At 55.7% G+C, this 17,891-nt stretch carries 16 protein-coding genes and 3 tRNA genes; 16 read left to right on the top strand and 3 right to left on the bottom strand.

Translation table 11 applies throughout. The features are described 5' to 3' along the window. Nucleotides 1–9: 9 nt before the first annotated feature. Nucleotides 10–906 (bottom strand): archaetidylserine decarboxylase, encoded by an 897-nt coding sequence (asd, locus tag ACSOSI_RS01580; protein ID WP_115183406.1) that lies wholly within the window; start codon nucleotides 904–906, stop codon nucleotides 10–12. A gap of 75 nt (nucleotides 907–981) precedes the next feature. Beyond that, nucleotides 982–2,031: a small ribosomal subunit biogenesis GTPase RsgA gene (gene rsgA / locus ACSOSI_RS01585; protein ID WP_012004886.1), complete on the bottom strand. Its 1,050-nt coding sequence runs from the start codon at nucleotides 2,029–2,031 to the stop codon at nucleotides 982–984. A gap of 183 nt (nucleotides 2,032–2,214) precedes the next feature. On the opposite strand from rsgA, the gene orn reads away from it, so the two are divergent. The 4 genes from orn (at nucleotide 2,215) to ACSOSI_RS01605 (ending at nucleotide 3,312) form a co-directional block, all read left to right on the top strand. Next, a complete protein-coding gene (gene orn, locus ACSOSI_RS01590) occupies nucleotides 2,215–2,760 on the top strand; it encodes an oligoribonuclease (RefSeq protein ID WP_012004887.1) in 546 nt (181 codons plus the stop codon). A gap of 205 nt (nucleotides 2,761–2,965) precedes the next feature. Continuing rightward, nucleotides 2,966–3,041, top strand: a tRNA-Gly gene (locus ACSOSI_RS01595). A 64-nt stretch (nucleotides 3,042–3,105) separates the two neighbouring features. Beyond that, nucleotides 3,106–3,181, top strand: a tRNA-Gly gene (locus ACSOSI_RS01600). A 55-nt stretch (nucleotides 3,182–3,236) separates the two neighbouring features. Beyond that, nucleotides 3,237–3,312, top strand: a tRNA-Gly gene (locus tag ACSOSI_RS01605). Between the two features lie 298 nt (nucleotides 3,313–3,610). On the opposite strand, the gene queG is transcribed toward ACSOSI_RS01605, so the two are convergent. After that, nucleotides 3,611–4,750, bottom strand: coding sequence for a tRNA epoxyqueuosine(34) reductase QueG (gene queG, locus ACSOSI_RS01610; RefSeq protein ID WP_012004888.1), 1,140 nt, complete (start codon nucleotides 4,748–4,750; stop codon nucleotides 3,611–3,613). Here queG and nnr point away from each other — a divergent pair. From nnr to nsrR, 12 genes are all read left to right on the top strand, one after another. Next, entirely contained in the window at nucleotides 4,749–6,260 is a 1,512-nt protein-coding gene (nnr, locus tag ACSOSI_RS01615) for a bifunctional ADP-dependent NAD(P)H-hydrate dehydratase/NAD(P)H-hydrate epimerase (protein WP_476706441.1), read from the top strand. The genes queG and nnr overlap by 2 nt on opposite strands. Before the next feature lie 14 nt (nucleotides 6,261–6,274). Further along, on the top strand, nucleotides 6,275–6,745 hold the full coding sequence (gene tsaE, locus ACSOSI_RS01620) for a tRNA (adenosine(37)-N6)-threonylcarbamoyltransferase complex ATPase subunit type 1 TsaE (RefSeq protein ID WP_012004890.1): 471 nt from the start codon (nucleotides 6,275–6,277) through the stop codon (nucleotides 6,743–6,745). Between the two features lie 7 nt (nucleotides 6,746–6,752). Next, nucleotides 6,753–8,546 (top strand): N-acetylmuramoyl-L-alanine amidase AmiB, encoded by a 1,794-nt coding sequence (gene amiB / locus ACSOSI_RS01625; protein ID WP_012004891.1) that lies wholly within the window; start codon nucleotides 6,753–6,755, stop codon nucleotides 8,544–8,546. Nucleotides 8,547–8,568: 22 nt separating this feature from the next. Continuing rightward, a complete protein-coding gene (mutL, locus tag ACSOSI_RS01630; RefSeq protein WP_115183403.1) occupies nucleotides 8,569–10,443 on the top strand; it encodes a DNA mismatch repair endonuclease MutL in 1,875 nt (624 codons plus the stop codon). Then, the gene (gene miaA / locus ACSOSI_RS01635) at nucleotides 10,436–11,377 is read left to right on the top strand and encodes a tRNA (adenosine(37)-N6)-dimethylallyltransferase MiaA (protein WP_476706442.1); all 942 of its coding nucleotides are present in this window, start codon (nucleotides 10,436–10,438) and stop codon (nucleotides 11,375–11,377) included. The genes mutL and miaA overlap by 8 nt, the downstream gene beginning before the upstream one ends. 114 nt (nucleotides 11,378–11,491) lie before the next feature. Beyond that, nucleotides 11,492–11,800: an RNA chaperone Hfq gene (gene hfq / locus ACSOSI_RS01640; protein ID WP_012004894.1), complete on the top strand. Its 309-nt coding sequence runs from the start codon at nucleotides 11,492–11,494 to the stop codon at nucleotides 11,798–11,800. Nucleotides 11,801–11,895: 95 nt separating this feature from the next. Then, nucleotides 11,896–13,176, top strand: a complete 1,281-nt coding sequence (hflX, locus tag ACSOSI_RS01645; RefSeq protein ID WP_012004895.1) for a ribosome rescue GTPase HflX — start codon at nucleotides 11,896–11,898, stop codon at nucleotides 13,174–13,176. Between the two features lie 68 nt (nucleotides 13,177–13,244). Next, the gene (gene hflK / locus ACSOSI_RS01650) at nucleotides 13,245–14,504 is read left to right on the top strand and encodes an FtsH protease activity modulator HflK (protein ID WP_012004896.1); all 1,260 of its coding nucleotides are present in this window, start codon (nucleotides 13,245–13,247) and stop codon (nucleotides 14,502–14,504) included. 3 nt (nucleotides 14,505–14,507) lie between these two features. Then, on the top strand, nucleotides 14,508–15,515 hold the full coding sequence (gene hflC, locus ACSOSI_RS01655) for a protease modulator HflC (RefSeq protein WP_012004897.1): 1,008 nt from the start codon (nucleotides 14,508–14,510) through the stop codon (nucleotides 15,513–15,515). Between the two features lie 63 nt (nucleotides 15,516–15,578). Then, the gene (locus ACSOSI_RS01660) at nucleotides 15,579–15,779 is read left to right on the top strand and encodes a DUF2065 domain-containing protein (RefSeq protein WP_017891360.1); all 201 of its coding nucleotides are present in this window, start codon (nucleotides 15,579–15,581) and stop codon (nucleotides 15,777–15,779) included. A 97-nt stretch (nucleotides 15,780–15,876) separates the two neighbouring features. Beyond that, on the top strand, nucleotides 15,877–17,175 hold the full coding sequence (locus ACSOSI_RS01665) for an adenylosuccinate synthase (protein ID WP_012004899.1): 1,299 nt from the start codon (nucleotides 15,877–15,879) through the stop codon (nucleotides 17,173–17,175). Between the two features lie 233 nt (nucleotides 17,176–17,408). Next, on the top strand, nucleotides 17,409–17,834 hold the full coding sequence (gene nsrR, locus ACSOSI_RS01670) for a nitric oxide-sensing transcriptional repressor NsrR (protein WP_012004900.1): 426 nt from the start codon (nucleotides 17,409–17,411) through the stop codon (nucleotides 17,832–17,834). The last annotated feature ends 57 nt before the right edge of the window (nucleotides 17,835–17,891 follow it).

Genomic DNA, 17,891 nt, shown 5'->3' on the forward strand with positions numbered 1-17,891 from the left:
ACAATTCCCTTAGATCTGCGTTGTTTCAGCGGCGACAGATGCAGCCGGGATTTCTGCGAAGGCTTCGCCCATACGGGTCACGGTGCCGTTGTTCAACTGCGGGGCAAACTGCACGCTGCCTGGGGTAAACAGGTTGATGACCGTCGAGCCGAGCTTGAAGCGGCCCATCTCTGCCCCTTTCTCCAGTGCGATAGCGCCTTCAGTGCCTTCTGCCGGATAGGTCCAGCGCTTGATGACGCCTTCGCGCGGCGGCGTAACGGTACCGGCCCAGACGGTTTCGATGCTGCCGACGATGGTGGCGCCCACCAGGATCTGCACCATAGGCCCGATAGCGGTATCGAATACGCAGATCACACGCTCATTGCGGGCAAACAGGTTTGGCACGTTGGCCGCGGTCAGCGGGTTAACAGAAAACAGGTCGCCCGGAACATAGATCATTTCGCGCAGTACGCCATCGCATGGCATATGCACACGGTGATAGTCGCGAGGTGCCAGGTAAGTGGTGGCGAACAGGCCGTTGCGGAACGGCTCAGCCAGTATGTAGTTGCCGGCCAGCAGCGCCTCAAGGCTGTAGTAATGACCTTTAGCCTGGAAAATCTGGTCGTCGTTGATCGGGCCGAGTTGGCTTATCGCGCCATCTGCAGGCAGCGCCAGCCAGTGGGTGCCATCGACGATCGGACGTGCGCCGTCACGCAGTGGGCGAACAAAGAAGTCGTTGAAGGTCGCATAAGAGGTCAGGTCAGGATTTTGTGCTTCCTGCATATCCACGCGGTAATAGCGGGCGAAGCCCTTCACCACTAGCTGGGTCAGCCAACCGGCTTGTTTATCTGCGCCCCAGCCGGCCAGGCGCGTCAGCGCCAGCTTGGGTAACCAATACTGCAATTTAATTTTGATGCTATCCAGCACATTAACCTCGTGAATCGGGGTAAAGGGCGCGCATTGTAACCGTGGCTCCGCCACAGTCAACGCCGCCCGGTATTATCAGCCTGCGGCGTCGGTGAAGTTCTTGCGAACCTTCACGGAGGCCATGCTTTCCAGAATGCGATGGTAGTTTTCGAAACGCTCTTTCGCGATATCGCCTTTCTCCATCGCCCCGCGGATGGCGCAGCCTGGGTCGGTATCGTGGCGGCAGTCGCGGAATTTGCAACCGCCCAAATAGTCACGGAATTCGACATAGGCTTGAGTCACTTGTTCCGGCTCCAGATGCCACAGACCAAACTCACGCACACCCGGTGAATCGATCACATCGCCGCCGTGCTGGAAATGGTACAGCCGCGCAGCGGTGGTGGTATGTTGCCCGAGGCCAGAGACATCGGAAACCTGATTTACCAGAATTTGCTTATCGCTCGGTGGCAGCAGGGCGTTCAGCAGGCTGGATTTACCCACCCCGGACTGGCCGGCAAAGATACTGATACGGTCGGCCAGCGCTTGTTCAAACGCCTCCATGCCTTCACGCGTCTGGCTGGAAACTTCCAACACCCGGTAGCCGATATGGCGGTAGATATCCATCATCCCGTCGACGGTCTTGCGTGCTTCGGCATCCAGCAAATCGATTTTGTTCAGTACGATCAGCGGCTCGACTTCCAGCGTTTCACAGGCCACCAGATAGCGGTCGATCATATTCAGCGACAGCTCTGGCAGGATGGCGGAGACGATGACGATCTGATCGATATTGGCGGCGATGGGCTTCACGCCGTCGTAGATGTCGGGGCGGTTCAGTACGGAAGTGCGTTCATGCACGGCCTCTACGATGCCCTTCACCCCGGCATGGGTGCCGACGCCAGGGCGCCATACCACACGATCGCCGGTCACCAGCGAACGTAACGTACGGCGGATGTTACAGCGGTGCTGAGTGCCATCCGCTGCTTCAACGTCGGCGTGCATGCCGAAACGACTGATGACGATGCCGTCCTGCGGCTCACCCAGTTGGGAATCATCCAGTTCCGGTTTGTTGTCAGTGCGCTTCAGGCGACGTTGATGGTTCGCCTGCACGCGGCGTTCTTGACCTTTGGACAGTTTGTTCTTGCTCACTGCGCCTCACTTGAATCCGCTTTATCGCTCATGGCGACCAAAAGGACTATGATACACGCTATTTTATATTAAATAACCGTTGTTAGCCGCCACGTGCAGCCTACTACCGTCGGCAAACAGCCAGCGTCGCTCGCCGCCTTGCCTATAGTTTGTTTATCTTTTGGCTTTTACGCAGGAAATATCATGACAGGAAACGAAAATAACCTGATTTGGATCGATCTGGAGATGACCGGGTTGGATCCAGAACGCGATCGCATTATCGAGATCGCTACCCTGGTCACCGACGCCAATCTGAATATCCTCGCGGAAGGGCCAGTGATCGCCGTGCATCAATCCGACGAACAGCTTGGCCTGATGGATGACTGGAACGTGCGGACTCATACCGGCAGCGGACTGGTGGAAAGGGTGAAGGCCAGTCAGTACGACGACCATGCCGCCGAGTTGGCCACCATCGCCTTTTTGCAACAGTGGGTACCGGCGGGCAAATCACCAATCTGCGGCAACAGTGTGGGGCAGGACCGCCGCTTCCTGTTCCGTTATATGCCGGAACTGGAAGCCTACTTCCATTACCGCTATCTGGATGTCAGCACTTTGAAGGAGCTGGCGCGCCGTTGGAAACCGGAAATCCTCAGCGGTTTTAAAAAGCAGGGCACTCATCAGGCTATGGATGATATCCGTGAGTCGGTGGGCGAATTGGCCTATTACCGTGAGCATTTCATCCAGCTATAATGGATGTCAGCCCCCTGAACAGGGGGCCTTATTACTGCAAGCGGCCAATTCCGCCGCTTAATTAACCAGTTTGGCGCTTTAATCGGCAAACAAACAAAAAACGCGTTTTTTTGCTTTCAGGGGCTTGCGGCAGAAAGGATTTCTCGTATAATGCGCACCCCGTACCGATGAAGAATTTCGTTTAGTTCCGACATCGTTACGCCGGGCGGGAATAGCTCAGTTGGTAGAGCACGACCTTGCCAAGGTCGGGGTCGCGAGTTCGAGTCTCGTTTCCCGCTCCAAATTCAACAATGCTGCTTAGGTGGCGTGATGAATAAAAAAAGTATCAAGTAGTACCCATGCGACGCGGGAATAGCTCAGTTGGTAGAGCACGACCTTGCCAAGGTCGGGGTCGCGAGTTCGAGTCTCGTTTCCCGCTCCAAAAAATTCAAAGGCCATGTTGTTGTTTGATGGCCGGATGCCCAAAGCATCTCAATGCGGGAATAGCTCAGTTGGTAGAGCACGACCTTGCCAAGGTCGGGGTCGCGAGTTCGAGTCTCGTTTCCCGCTCCAATTTTATCTTCGATTTAACTCAGTCCAACGCCTTTAGCGGCGCGGCTTCCTGTCTTGTTGTACATACCCTGTCGAAATGTTGTGAACAGACTTATCCACAGGTAGCGTACATAATACCCTCAGCTCAAAAAATCAACGCCACACAAATGAAATATTTATTAGTTTGATTTATAACGATATTTATTTATCGGCAAACGTTATGCCGATCACTTGCTCTTTTTGTTGCAGTTGAAAGACAAAGCATTTTTATTTTTATGCACAAATCCACAGAGTGACTATTGGGCCTGAACGCAGGGTTTTAGGCATCCCTCGGTAATCCTTTTTCCACAGCCCGTATCAATCGTTTTTTCTGCATTGTCTGCACTTCTATACCTTGCTCCTCACGCCGCCCCAATTGCTGCTTCAGTGCCCAGTGGATATGTTCATCCAGCATAGCGTCCTGTTCCAGCCGGGAGCGCAGCGCGATCACTATGGCATCCTGATAGGGGGCATTACCCAGCGCCACGGCAATATTACGCAACCAGCGTAAATGGCCGATGCGTCGGATGGCAGAACCTTCGGTGATGCGCAGGAATTTCTCTTCCGTCCAGGCGAACAGTTCAATCAGCTGCGGCGCATGCAGTGCGGCACGCGGGCTGAAATCATCTTCGTCAGTGAGCTGTGAGAAGCGGTTCCAGGGGCAGATAAGCTGGCAATCATCACAGCCGTAGATACGGTTGCCTAACAACGGCCGAAATTCTTCAGGAATGGCGCCTTCCAGCTCGATGGTGAGATAGGAGATGCAGCGCCGGGCATCCACGGTATAGGGCGCGACGATGGCTCCGGTCGGGCAAGTGGTGATACAGGCGACGCAGCGGCCGCATTGTTCCTGTTGCGGTTCATCCACCGGCAAGGGCAGATCGATCAGCAGTTCGCCGAGAAAGAACCAGGAGCCGGCTTCGCGGTTGAGAATAAGTGAGTGTTTACCAACCCAGCCAATCCCGGCCTTGGAGGCCAATGCGCGTTCCATCACCGGCGCGGAGTCGACAAAAGGGCGGAAATTCAGTTCGCCGCAGTAGGCCTGGATCTGATCGCCAAGCTTTTTCAGCCGTTGGCGTAGCAGTTTGTGATAATCACGCCCCAACGCATAGCGGCTGACATAGCCCAATTCGGGGTTCTGCAGCGTGCTGGCAAAGGCCGCTTTGGCCGGTAGATAGTTCATGCGCACGCTGATCACCCGCAGGGTGCCGGGCAGTAGCTCATGGGGCCGGGCGCGCAGCATACCGTGGCGCGCCATCCACTCCATTTCGCCGTGGTATTGTTTGTCCAGCCAGGCCTGCAGTTTAGGCTCTTCCGCGCTAAGATCGGTGTCGCAGATGCCTACCTGCTGGAATCCTAGCGATTGGCCCCATTGCTTGATATGTTGGGCGAGTTGATTGAGATCGAGGGGGTGAGTCATGACGGGCCACAGTGAAAAACAATACTCCGCTAGTTTATCACACTCTGTCTGGTCTGCAGACTGGATCCGGCGGGCTGAAGCCAGCGCCGCTGCCTCGCTGGGGATTTCACTCTACCAACTGATGCAACGTGCCGGAGAGGCGGCTTACATCCTGGCACGCGACCAGTACCCGGCCGCTCACCACTGGCTGGTGCTGTGTGGCCATGGCAACAACGGCGGCGACGGTTACGTGGTCGCCAGACTGGCAGCGGCGGCCGGTGTTAAGGTCAGTTTGATCGCCTGCGAAGGCACACGCCCACTGCCACCCGAGGCCGCAGAAGCGCGACAGGCCTGGTTGGCCGCCGGTGGTGAAATTCATCCGGCTGACAGTCGTTGGCCGGAAGATAGTGATCTGATCATCGACGGCTTGCTTGGTACCGGGCTGAGTCGTGCGCCGCGTGCGCCATACGATGCGCTGATTGAAGCCGCGAACCGCAGCTGCGCACCGGTGATCGCACTTGATATTCCCTCGGGCTTGCTGGCCGAAAGCGGTGCTGTGCCTGGGGGGGTGATCCGCGCTTCGCACACTATGACGTTTATTGCCCTTAAACCGGGCTTATTAACCGGTCAGGCCCGTGATTGGGTCGGGCAACTTCACCAGAGTACGCTAGGATTATCGGGTTGGCTGGCGAAGCAACCGACACAGATTCAGCGGCTTACTGCCGAGTCCCTGCCTCTGTGGCTGAAACCGCGTCGTCCGTGCTCGCATAAAGGTGAACAAGGGCGTTTGTTGGTGGTTGGCGGCGATCATGGTTTTGGCGGTGCGATACGCATGGCGGCAGAGGCGGCACTGCGCAGCGGCGCCGGATTGGTGCGAGTGCTTACTCACATAGAGCATGTCGGGCCATTATTGACCGCCAGGCCTGAGCTGATGGTACAGCCTTTAAGTGACGAAGCATTGCAGCAGGCGCTCGACTGGGCTGATGTTCTGGTGGTGGGGCCGGGACTGGGCCAGGGCGAATGGGGTAGGAATGCGCTGAAAGTATTGCAAGCCAGTGATAAACCGGCGTTATGGGACGCGGATGCGTTGAACTTGCTGGCATTAAATCCCGAGAAGCGTCAGAATCGTGTGATTACCCCGCATCCTGGGGAGGCGGCACGCCTGCTGGGGTGCCGTACCGCCGAGATTGAGAGTGATCGCTTACTTGCAGTGCGTAAACTGGTGGCGCAATACGGTGGCATAGCCGTGCTGAAAGGTGCGGGCACGCTGATTGCCGACCAGTACGGCCAGATGGCGATCGCCGACGTCGGCAATGCCGGCATGGCCTCCGGCGGAATGGGCGATGTTTTGTCGGGTATCATCGGCGGTTTGCTGGGGCAAAAGCTCTCGCTGTATGATGCAGCCTGTGCCGGATGTGTGGCGCATGGCGCAGCCGCCGATCGCGTGGCGGCAAGACAAGGAATCAGGGGGATGCTGGCAAGTGACTTACTGCCGGAAATTCCTTATTACGTTAATCCTGAGTTGGCATAAATAGAAACTATCGAATGAAAGAACTCGTTTTACCTCTGCCGGATGAGGCAGCGACTGTCGCACTGGGTGCCGTCTTGGCTAAGGCGTGCGATCGTGCCAGCGTAATTTACCTTTACGGTGACCTGGGCGCCGGTAAAACCACCTTCAGCCGTGGTTTCCTGCAGGCGTTGGGTCATCAGGGCAATGTTAAAAGCCCCACTTACACGCTGGTAGAGCCTTATGCGCTGCAGCCGCTGGCGGTATACCATTTTGATTTGTACCGCCTGGCCGATCCGGAAGAACTCGAATTTATGGGCATTCGCGATTATTTTGCGCAGGATGCTATTTGCCTGGTGGAATGGCCACAGCAGGGCACGGGCGTATTGCCGGAGCCGGATCTGGAGCTGCATCTCAGCTATCAGGATCAGGGGCGAGAAGCAAAAATTCAGGCGGTTTCCGCCTACGGCAGCCAGCTTTTAGACCGTATTCACGGGCCACAGGAATGACGCCGCAATGACGTATGCGTTGAGAAAACTATTCGTAATCGCCCTGATCGCCGTATTGGGGCCTTTGGGTGCGGCCAGTGCGCTGGCCGCATCGTCGCTGTCTGATATTAAAGTCACCAATGCCCAACGCGAAGCCACCGTCTCGGTGAGTTTCAACGGCCCGCCGGATTATGCCTTTTTCCCACTGCATGGCCCGGACCGCGTGGTCCTGGACGTTAACCAGAAGGGCAAGGTCGGCGGCCTGCCGCTGAATTTTAGCGGTCAAAACCTGGTGAAAAGCATCCGCTCCAGTACGCCGAAAGACGCCCAGAGCGTGCGGCTGGTGTTTGACCTGACCCAACGTTCGAAGACCCGGGTGGCAACACGCCAAAGCGGCAGTATCTATACCGTGGTGTTTACCATTGCCGCCGAGGGTAGCGCTAATACCAACATAGTGCGTAAAGCTCCGGTACCTGCGCCGGTGGTGAGCCAGCCAACGCGTAAAGCGCCAGTCGTGGTGAGTGAGCCTGATGAACCGGCACCGGTGCGTAAAGCACCAAGCGGTTCGAATCCGTTCAGCAACAAGACAACCGTAGTTGCGGGGACCGCATCGGAAATTACGCCGCGCAGCAGCCGCGTTTCCGCAGGTTCCGGCGATCGGGTAGTGGTAGCCATTGACGCCGGTCACGGCGGGCAGGATCCGGGCGCTATCGGCCCGAACGGCCTGAAAGAGAAGAATGTCACTATCGCTATTGCTCGTCGCCTGCAGGCGTTGTTGGATGCCGATCCTCAGTTCAAACCGGTCCTGACGCGCAATGGTGACTACTTCATCTCGGTGATGGGACGTTCCGACGTAGCGCGCAAGCAGGGCGCCAACGTGCTGATCTCCATTCACGCCGATGCCGCGCCAAACCGCAGTGCCAATGGGGCCTCGGTTTGGGTTCTGTCCAACCGCCGGGCCAACAGTGAAATGGCGGGCTGGCTGGAACAGCATGAGAAACAGTCTGAATTGCTGGGCGGTGCGGGCGATTTGCTGGCTAACAGCCAGGCGGATCCTTACCTGAGCCAGGCAGTGCTGGATCTGCAATTCGGTCACTCGCAACGTGTGGGTTACGATGTTGCGGTCAAAGTCTTGCAGCAGTTACAGAGCGTCGGTTCATTGCATAAACGTCGTCCGGAACACGCCAGCCTTGGCGTGCTGCGTTCGCCGGACATTCCATCATTGCTGGTGGAAACAGGATTTATCAGTAATAGCACGGAGGAGCGGCTGCTCGGCAGTAGCGCGTATCAGGAAAAAATTGCCAGGGCGATCCACAACGGCCTGCGTAGTTATTTCCTGGCGCATCCGCTACAAGCCGACCCAAAGGTGGAAAACCGACCGCTGGACGTCGCAGCGGCGGTTAACTCCTCAACACCAGACGTCAGTCAGCCTGCACCGATCGTCAGTTCGGCCGGCAGCAGCCGTATTAGCGGTAAAACGCAGATTCACGTAGTGAAGCGGGCGGAAACGCTCTCCGGGATCGCCGACAGCTATGGCACTACCATGGCGGCGTTGCGTGACCTGAACAAGCTGAAGAAGGATGGCGTATGGGTCGGCCAGCGCCTCAAGGTGCCGGCGGGTAAATCCGCCGCTGCAGCCAGCACGGTCGCCAAGGCGAAACCCAGCGTGAAGAAGCCATCGAAGCATAAAGTGGCCCGCGGTGATACTTTGACTTCTATTGCCAGCCGTTATGGTGTCAGCGTCAGCGATCTGAAACGCGTGAATAAACTGAAGTCGGACGTCGCGCCGCTGGATCGGACGCTGACCATTCCGCAGGCCTAGCGCCCACAATACAGGAGTCAGCATGCCCATCCAGGTGTTACCGCCCCAGCTTGCCAACCAGATTGCCGCCGGTGAAGTGGTCGAGCGGCCCGCGTCGGTGGTCAAGGAATTGGTGGAAAACAGTCTGGATGCCGGGGCGACGCGTATTGATATTGATATCGAGCGTGGTGGCGCCAAGCTGATCCGCATTCGTGATAACGGCAGTGGTATTGGCAAGGACGACCTGGCTCTGGCGTTGGCCCGTCACGCCACCAGTAAAATCAGCACGCTCGACGATTTGGAAGCCATTGTCAGCCTCGGCTTTCGCGGCGAGGCGTTGGCCAGCATCAGCTCGGTTTCTCGCTTAACCCTCACTTCACGTACCGCAGAACAAAACGAAGCCTGGCAGGCTTATGCCGAAGGCCGCGATCAGGCGGTGACGGTCAAGCCGGCGGCACACCCGATAGGCAGCACGCTGGAAGTGCTGGATCTGTTCTACAACACCCCGGCGCGGCGCAAATTTATGCGCACCGAGAAAACCGAATTTGGCCATATCGATGAAGTGGTGCGACGTATTGCACTGGCGCGTTTCGATGTGGCGATCAACCTTAGTCACAATGGCAAGCTGATGCGTCAATATCGCGCAGCGAAAGACGAGAGCCAGTATGAGCGCCGTCTGGGCAGTATTTGCGGCCCGGCCTTTTTGCAGCATGCGCTGAACATCTCCTGGCAGCACGGTGACCTGACCATTCGCGGCTGGGTGGCCGATCCCGCCGGTGCCCGGCAACTGGGCGAAATGCAGTATTGCTACGTCAACAGCCGCATGATGCGCGATCGTTTGATCAATCACGCCATCCGCCAGGCTTATCAGGATCAACTGAAAGACGACCAGCAGCCTGCCTATGTGCTGTATCTCGAGGTAGACCCGCATCAGGTGGATGTGAATGTTCACCCGGCCAAGCACGAGGTGCGTTTCCATCAGGCTCGGCTGGTGCACGATTTTATCTATCAGGCGGTAACCACCGTGTTGCAGCAGGTCGGCAATGCGCCGCTGCCGTTGACCGATGAAACCGATCAGCAACCGGCACCGGTCTGGCAGCCGGAAAACCGCGTCGCCGCTGGCGGCAACCATTTTTCGCAGCCTGCACCGCGCCGAGAAACCGCATCAACCGAGCCTGCCGTCGCGCGTGAACGTGCGCCGCAACCGGCCTATCATTCGGGCAGTGGTTACCAGAAGCGGGAAGGTGAGCTGTACGGCAAGCTGTTGCAGGCCACGCCAGTGGCTGAGCCACGGCAAGAAGCACCGAAGCAACCGCTGTTTCCACCGGTAAAAACCGAGCAGGAAACGCCACTGGCCGGGAGTCAGCACAGTTTCGGCCGTGTGCTGATGATCTACCCTCCGTGTTATGCGCTGATTGAAAACGGTCAGCAGTTGATGTTGCTTAACCTGCCGGTGGCCGAACGCTGGTTACGTCAGGCGCAACTTAATCCTTCGCAAGAAGGCCTGCGGCCACAGCCGCTGCTGATCCCCATCAAGCTGACGTTGAACAAACAAGAGGCGGCAGCCTGCATACATCATCAGCCGCTATTGGTAACAATGGGGTTGGATCTGCAAGTAGATCACGGGCGTGTGACGTTGCGCGCAGTACCTTTACCATTACGCCAACAAAATTTACAAAAACTGATACCCGAACTGTTAGGCTATCTGGCCGAGCATCAGGAGATGTCGCCCGCGGTATTGGCCACCTGGTTTGCCCGCCATTTAGGTAGCGAACATGAACAGTGGAACACCTCGCAAGCGATACAATTGCTGACCGACGTTGAACGACTTTGCCCGCAGCTGGTCAAATCACCACCCAGCGGACTTTTACAACCTGTTGATTTACAGGCTGCACTGACAGCACTTAGGCATGATTGAAACTGAAATGACACCACGTCCCCCGGCTATCTTTATCATGGGGCCGACCGCCTCGGGCAAAACCGCATTGGCGATCGCGCTGCGTGAACGCCTGCCTGTGGAATTAATCAGCGTGGATTCCGCACTGATTTATCGCGGCATGGATATCGGCACGGCCAAACCGAGCGCTGAAGAACTGGCGCAGGCACCGCATCGGCTGATTGATATTCGCGATCCCGCCGAAGCTTACTCCGCCGCGGACTTTCGCGCCGACGCACTGAAAGAGATGGCCGCCATTACCGCCGCCGGGCGTATCCCGCTGCTGGTGGGGGGAACCATGCTTTATTTCAAGGCGTTGCTGGAAGGATTATCGCCGTTGCCACCTGCCGATCCTATGGTGCGCGAACGCATCGAACAGCAGGCGGCGGAGCAGGGTTGGGACGTTTTACACCGTCAGTTGCAAGAGATTGACCCGGTTGCGGCATTGAGAATTCATCCGAATGATCCGCAGAGACTGTCCAGAGCACTGGAAGTTTTTTTTATTTCGGGTAAAACTTTAACGGAACTGACTAAAATTTCGGGTGAATCGTTGCCGTATCATGTGCACCAATTTGCGATAGCGCCGACCAGCCGTGAGTTGATCCATCAACGCATCGAGCTGCGGTACCATCAAATGTTGGCGGCAGGTTTTGAGACGGAAGCGCGTGCACTTTTTGCACGGGGTGATTTGCATACGGACTTGCCTTCCATTCGCTGTGTCGGTTATCGCCAGATGTGGTCATATTTGTCTGGTGAAATTAGTTACGATGAGATGGTTTATCGTGGTATTTGCGCAACGCGTCAATTGGCCAAGCGCCAAATGACCTGGTTACGAGGCTGGGACTCGGTACATTGGCTGGGCAGCGAGAAGCCGGGAGAGGCTTTGGACTCGGTAATACAGGTTGTTAGTGCATAGGTTGAGTGATTGTGTACAATTGATGAGTATTCAGCGCGCAAATTTTTTAGGTCGTTTATTTTAGAGCCGACAGGTTCTTAGTTAAAAACAACAAGCAAATAAGGAAAAGATAGAATGGCTAAGGGGCAATCTTTGCAAGATCCGTTCCTGAACGCATTGCGTCGTGAACGTGTTCCGGTTTCTATTTATTTGGTGAATGGTATTAAGCTGCAAGGCCAGATTGAGTCTTTTGACCAGTTTGTCATCCTGTTGAAAAACACGGTGAGCCAGATGGTTTATAAGCACGCTATCTCTACCGTTGTCCCGTCACGCCCGGTTTCGCACCATAGCAATACTCCGAGCGGCGGCACCAGTAACTATCACCATGGTAACAACCCGTCTGCGCCGCAACAGCCGCAGCAGGAAAGCGATGACGCTGAATAAAGCGCGTTGCGAGTCAACCATGACGGGGAGCATAAGCAGCCGTGGGCTGTTTATGTCCCCCAAACTCACGGATTTCCGTTTGAGAGGTTGCACGCTTGTTTGACCGTTATGAAGCCGGTGAGCAGGCCGTCCTGGTTCATATCTATTTCTCGCAAGACAAAGATACAGAAGATCTCAGTGAGTTCGAATCCCTGGTGTCCTCTGCAGGTGTCGAAGCTTTGCAAGTGGTGACTGGTAGCCGCAAAGCCCCACATCCCAAGTACTTTGTCGGTGAAGGAAAGGCCGAAGAAATTGCAGATGCGGTAAAAGCCAGTGGCGCATCTGTTGTCCTGTTTGATCACTCCCTTTCCGCGGCGCAAGAGAGAAACCTTGAACGCCTGTGCGAATGCCGGGTGATCGATCGCACCGGGTTGATTCTAGACATCTTTGCCCAGCGTGCCCGTACCCATGAAGGTAAGCTGCAGGTAGAGCTGGCGCAGTTGCGTCATATCGCCACGCGTTTAGTTCGTGGCTGGACGCACCTTGAGCGCCAAAAAGGGGGGATTGGCCTGCGCGGGCCAGGGGAAACCCAATTAGAGACCGACCGTCGTCTGTTACGCGATCGCATTAGCCTGATTCTACGCCGCCTGGAGCGGGTAGCTAAGCAGCGTGAACAGGGCCGACGTGCGCGTACCCGTGCCGAAGTGCCAACCGTATCGCTGGTGGGATACACCAACGCCGGTAAATCTACCCTGTTTAATCGAATAACGTCTGCCGATGTGTACGCGGCCGACCAGCTATTTGCCACCCTGGATCCTACCCTGCGGCGTATCGACGTGGCCGATGTGGGCGATACCGTGTTGGCGGATACCGTAGGCTTTATCCGGCACCTGCCGCACGATCTGGTGGCCGCCTTCAAGGCAACGCTGCAAGAAACGCGTCAGGCATCTTTGCTGTTACATGTAATCGACGCCGCGGATACCCGTGTCGATGAGAACATTGAAGCGGTAAATACCGTGCTGGCAGAGATTGAATCGGATGAGATCCCTACACTGTTAGTGATGAACAAAATAGATATGCTGGATGATTTTGTTCCGCGTATCGACCGCAACGATGAAAACTTACCGATCCGGGTGTGGCTGTCCGCCGCCAGCGGTGAAGGTATCCCGTTGCTGTATCAGGCGTTGACGGAGCGCTTATCGGGGGAAATCGCGCATTATGAGCTGCGCTTACCGCCAGAGGCAGGCCGTCTTCGTAGCCGTTTTTACCAGCTTCAGGCAATTGAGAAAGAGTGGAACGAAGAAGACGGCAGCATTGGCGTGGTGGTTCGTATGCCTATCGTCGAATGGCGTCGCCTCTGCAAACAGGAACTGGATCTGATTAACTTTATAGTATGATCATATCCTGTTACATTTGAGCTTCGCGTAAGCCTGAAGTACCCAATCACAGAATATGGAGCTAAAACATGGCGTGGAATCAGCCCGGTAATAACGGACAGGACCGCGACCCGTGGGGGAGCAGCAATAACAATGGCGGCAACTCTGGCGGTAATAACAAAGGCGGTCGCGATCAAGGGCCACCTGATTTGGACGATATCTTCCGCAAGCTGAGCAAGAAACTGAGCGGCTTGGGCGGGGGCAAAGGTTCCAACAACAATAACGACGGCGGTACTGGCACTTCGGGGCCGGGCTTTAGCGGTCGTATTATCGGTATCGCTGCGGTTGCGGTGGTGGTGATTTGGGCCGCCAGCGGTTTCTACACCATCAAAGAAGCCGAGCGCGGTGTCGTGACTCGTTTTGGCAAGTTCAGCCACCTGGTGCAGCCGGGTCTGAACTGGAAGCCGACCTTCATTGATGAAGTGCGTCCGGTCAACGTGGAGTCGGTGCGTGAACTGGCCGCTTCTGGCGTGATGCTGACCTCCGATGAGAACGTGGTGCGCGTAGAAATGAACGTGCAGTACCGCGTGACCAATCCGGAAGCCTATCTGTTCAGCGTGACCAACGCCGACGATAGCCTGAGTCAGGCTACTGACAGCGCCCTGCGTGGCGTTATCGGCAAGTACACCATGGACAAGATCCTGACCGAAGGCCGTACTATCGTGCGTAGCGATACCCAACGCGTACTGGAAGAGACTATTCGTCCGTACAACATGGGCATCACGCTGCTGGACGTCAACTTCCAGGCCGCTCGTCCGCCGGAAGAGGTGAAAGCCGCATTTGATGATGCGATTGCCGCACGTGAGAACGAGCAGCAGTACATCCGTGAGGCAGAAGCTTACGCCAACGAAGTTCAGCCACGCGCTAATGGCCAGGCACAGCGTCTGTTGGAAGATGCTAAAGCCTATAAAGACCGTACCGTCCTGGAAGCACAGGGTGAGGTTGCGGGCTTTGCCAAGCTGTTGCCGGAATACAAGTCTGCACCGCAAATCACCCGCGAGCGTCTGTATATCGAAACCATGGAAAAAGTCCTGAGCCACACCCGTAAAGTGTTGGTGAATGACAAAGGCAACAATCTTATGGTGTTACCGCTGGATCAAATGCTGCGTGGCCAAACCGGCGCGGCGGCTGAAGGCAGTAAAGACACCAGCCTGATTCGTCTCAACCCCGCTCCGTCTGCCAACAGCGGCGCCAGCTCCAGCAGCCAGCGCACCAGTAACGGCACGGTCATGGACCAGCGCCGGGCGAATGCGCAGCGTGACGACACCACTCGCGTAGGGAGAGAATAATCAATGCGTAAGTCTTTTATAGTAATTATCCTCGCGGTGCTGGTGGCGTTGTATGCATCCTTGTTCGTGGTTCAGGAAGGTCAGCGCGGCATCGTGCTGCGTTTCGGCAAGGTACTGCGTGACAGCGACAACAAACCGCTGGTCTATGCGCCGGGCCTGCACTTCAAGATCCCGTTCATTGAAACAGTGAAAACGCTGGATGCACGTATCCAGACCATGGACAACCAGGCTGACCGCTTTGTTACCAGCGAGAAGAAAGACCTGATCGTCGACTCATACCTGAAATGGCGTATCAGCGATTTCAGCCGTTACTATCTGGCAACCGGCGGCGGTGATGTATCACAGGCCGAAGTGTTGCTGAAACGTAAGTTCAGTGACCGTCTGCGTTCCGAAATTGGTCGTCTGGATGTTAAAGACATCGTGACCGACTCGCGCGGTAAACTGATGTCCGACGTGCGTGACGCGCTGAACACCGGTACCGTCGGTGATGACCAGGAAGTGGCGACCACCGAAGCCGATGACGCTATTGCTTCTGCAGCGGCGCGTGTTGAAAAGGAAACCACCGGCAAACTGCCGAAGGTTAACCCGAACAGCATGGCGGCGTTGGGTATCGAAGTGATCGACGTGCGTATCAAACAGATCAACCTGCCGGCAGAAGTGTCTGATGCAATCTACCAGCGTATGCGCGCCGAGCGTGAAGCGGTAGCCCGTCGTCACCGTTCACAGGGTCAGGAAGAGGCTGAGAAGCTGCGCGCTACCGCAGACTACGAAGTGACTCGTACCCTGGCGGAAGCCGAACGTACAGCGCGTATCACCCGTGGTGAAGGTAATGCCGAAGCGGCCAAACTGTTTGCTAACGCATTCAGTCAGGATCCGGACTTCTACGCCTTTATCCGTAGCCTGCGTGCTTATGAAACCAGCTTCAGCAGCAATAACCAGGACGTGATGGTACTGAGCCCGGACAGCGATTTCTTCCGCTACATGAAGTCGCCTGATTCCGTACGCAAGTAACCGCGACAGGTTAATGATCGAGGGCCCGTTTAAACGCGGGCCCTTTCTTTTTGGGAGACATTGATGAATTCAACGATCTGGCTGGCGCTTGGGCTGGTTTTGGTGCTGGAAGGCTTGGGCCCGATGCTGTTTCCGCAGGCCTGGCGCAAAATGATACTGGCGATGACCCAGTTTCCTGACGCGACACTGCGCCGATTTGGCGGTGGAATAGTGGTTGCAGGCTGTGTGATCTACTACATGTTGCGTACACACGCAGGGGTTTAAAGTTTAGCCTAAAAAATATGCAACCCTATGCTAAAAGTGCTGAAACTCGCGAATTACGGTGGTAGAATCCATTTTTAAGCAACCGGTGATTTTTAAAATGGGTAAGAACGTCGTCGTACTGGGCACTCAATGGGGTGACGAAGGTAAGGGCAAGGTCGTAGACCTGCTGACCGAACGGGCTCAATATGTAGTGCGCTACCAAGGGGGCCATAACGCTGGCCACACTCTGGTTATTAACGGTGAAAAAACCGTCCTTCATTTGATTCCATCAGGCATTCTGCGTGAAAACGTGACCAGCATCATCGGCAACGGTGTGGTTCTGGCTCCAGACGCATTGATGAAAGAAATGGGTGAACTCGAAGCGCGCGGCATCCCGGTACGCGAACGTCTGTTACTGTCCGAAGCCTGCCCGCTGATCCTGCCTTATCACGTTGCGCTGGATAACGCGCGCGAGAAAGCACGCGGCGCGAAAGCTATCGGTACCACCGGTCGCGGTATCGGCCCGGCTTACGAAGATAAAGTGGCTCGTCGCGGTCTGCGCGTTAGCGACTTGTTCAACAAAGAAACCTTCGCCGTTAAGCTGAAGGAAATTGTTGATTACCATAACTTCCAGTTGGTCAACTACTACAAAGTTGAAGCCGTTGATTACCAGGCGACTCTGGATTATGTGCTGTCTATCGCCGACATCCTGACTGCAATGGTTGTTGACGTGTCCGAACTGCTGGACGGCGCGCGCAAGCGTGGCGACCTGATCATGTTCGAAGGCGCACAGGGCACCCTGCTGGATATCGACCACGGTACCTATCCGTACGTGACCTCTTCAAATACCACTGCTGGCGGCGTTGCTACCGGTTCAGGTATTGGTCCGCGTTACGTGGATTACGTACTGGGCATCGTTAAAGCCTACTCTACCCGTGTGGGTGCAGGTCCGTTCCCAACTGAACTGTTCGACGAAACCGGTGAATTCCTGTGCAAGCAGGGTAACGAATTCGGTGCTACTACTGGCCGCCGTCGTCGTACTGGTTGGCTGGACGCGGTAGCGGTTCGCCGCTCTGTACAGATCAACTCCCTGTCCGGCTTCTGCCTGACCAAGCTGGACGTGTTGGACGGCTTGAAAGAAGTGAAGATCTGCGTGGGTTACCGCATGCCTGACGGCCGCGAAATGACCACCACTCCGTTGGCGGCTGAAGGTTGGGAAGGTATTGAACCCATCTACGAAAGCATGCCGGGCTGGAGCGACACCACTTTTGGCGTGAAAGAACACAGCAAACTGCCACAGGCGGCGCTGAACTACATCAAGCGTATTGAAGAGCTGACTGGCGTGCCGGTAGACATTATCTCTACAGGTCCAGACCGTAGCGAAACCATGATCCTGCGCGACCCGTTCGACGCATAATCTGGTTTTACTGCAGTAAAACAAACCGGGCATTGTCCCGGTTTGTTTTTATCCTGATTTCCCCCGGTTGCGATTTCACTTCAAAAAATCCTTTCTTTAACCTGTCCAGCGTCCGAGATGCGCTAAATAATTAGCGGCGAACTCTCTGGCTGGTTTATTATCCAATAAGTAATCTTTTGAATAATGCCGAAAATCGGCGTATCAGACGGGTAAAATGATACCCAGAGGTAGATGTGCAGTTAACAAGTTTTACTGATTACGGCCTGCGGGCGTTGATCTACATGGCCTCGCTGCCACCGGACAAAATGACCAGCATCTCGGAAGTTACCGAGGTCTACGGCGTGTCCAGAAACCATATGGTAAAGATCATCAATCAGTTAAGCCGTGTTGGGTTTGTAACCGCAGTGCGCGGTAAGAACGGCGGCATCCGTTTAGGCAAACCGGCCGAAACCATTCGCCTCGGCGACGTAGTCAGGGCGCTGGAGCCGCTGTCACTGGTTAACTGCAACAGTACTTTCTGCCACATAACCCCTGCTTGCCGCCTGAAACAGGTGCTCCAACAGGGCGTACAGAATTTCCTTGAAGAGCTGGACAGCCACACGCTGGCCGATATGGTCGAAGACAATCCATCGCTCTACAAGCTATTGCTTGTCGAATAAAGCGTCGCTGAGAAGACAAGGCTCAGCGGCACCCTGCTGATGACAACGGAGGAACCG

The organism is Serratia sp. AR11 (genome assembly GCF_056376275.1).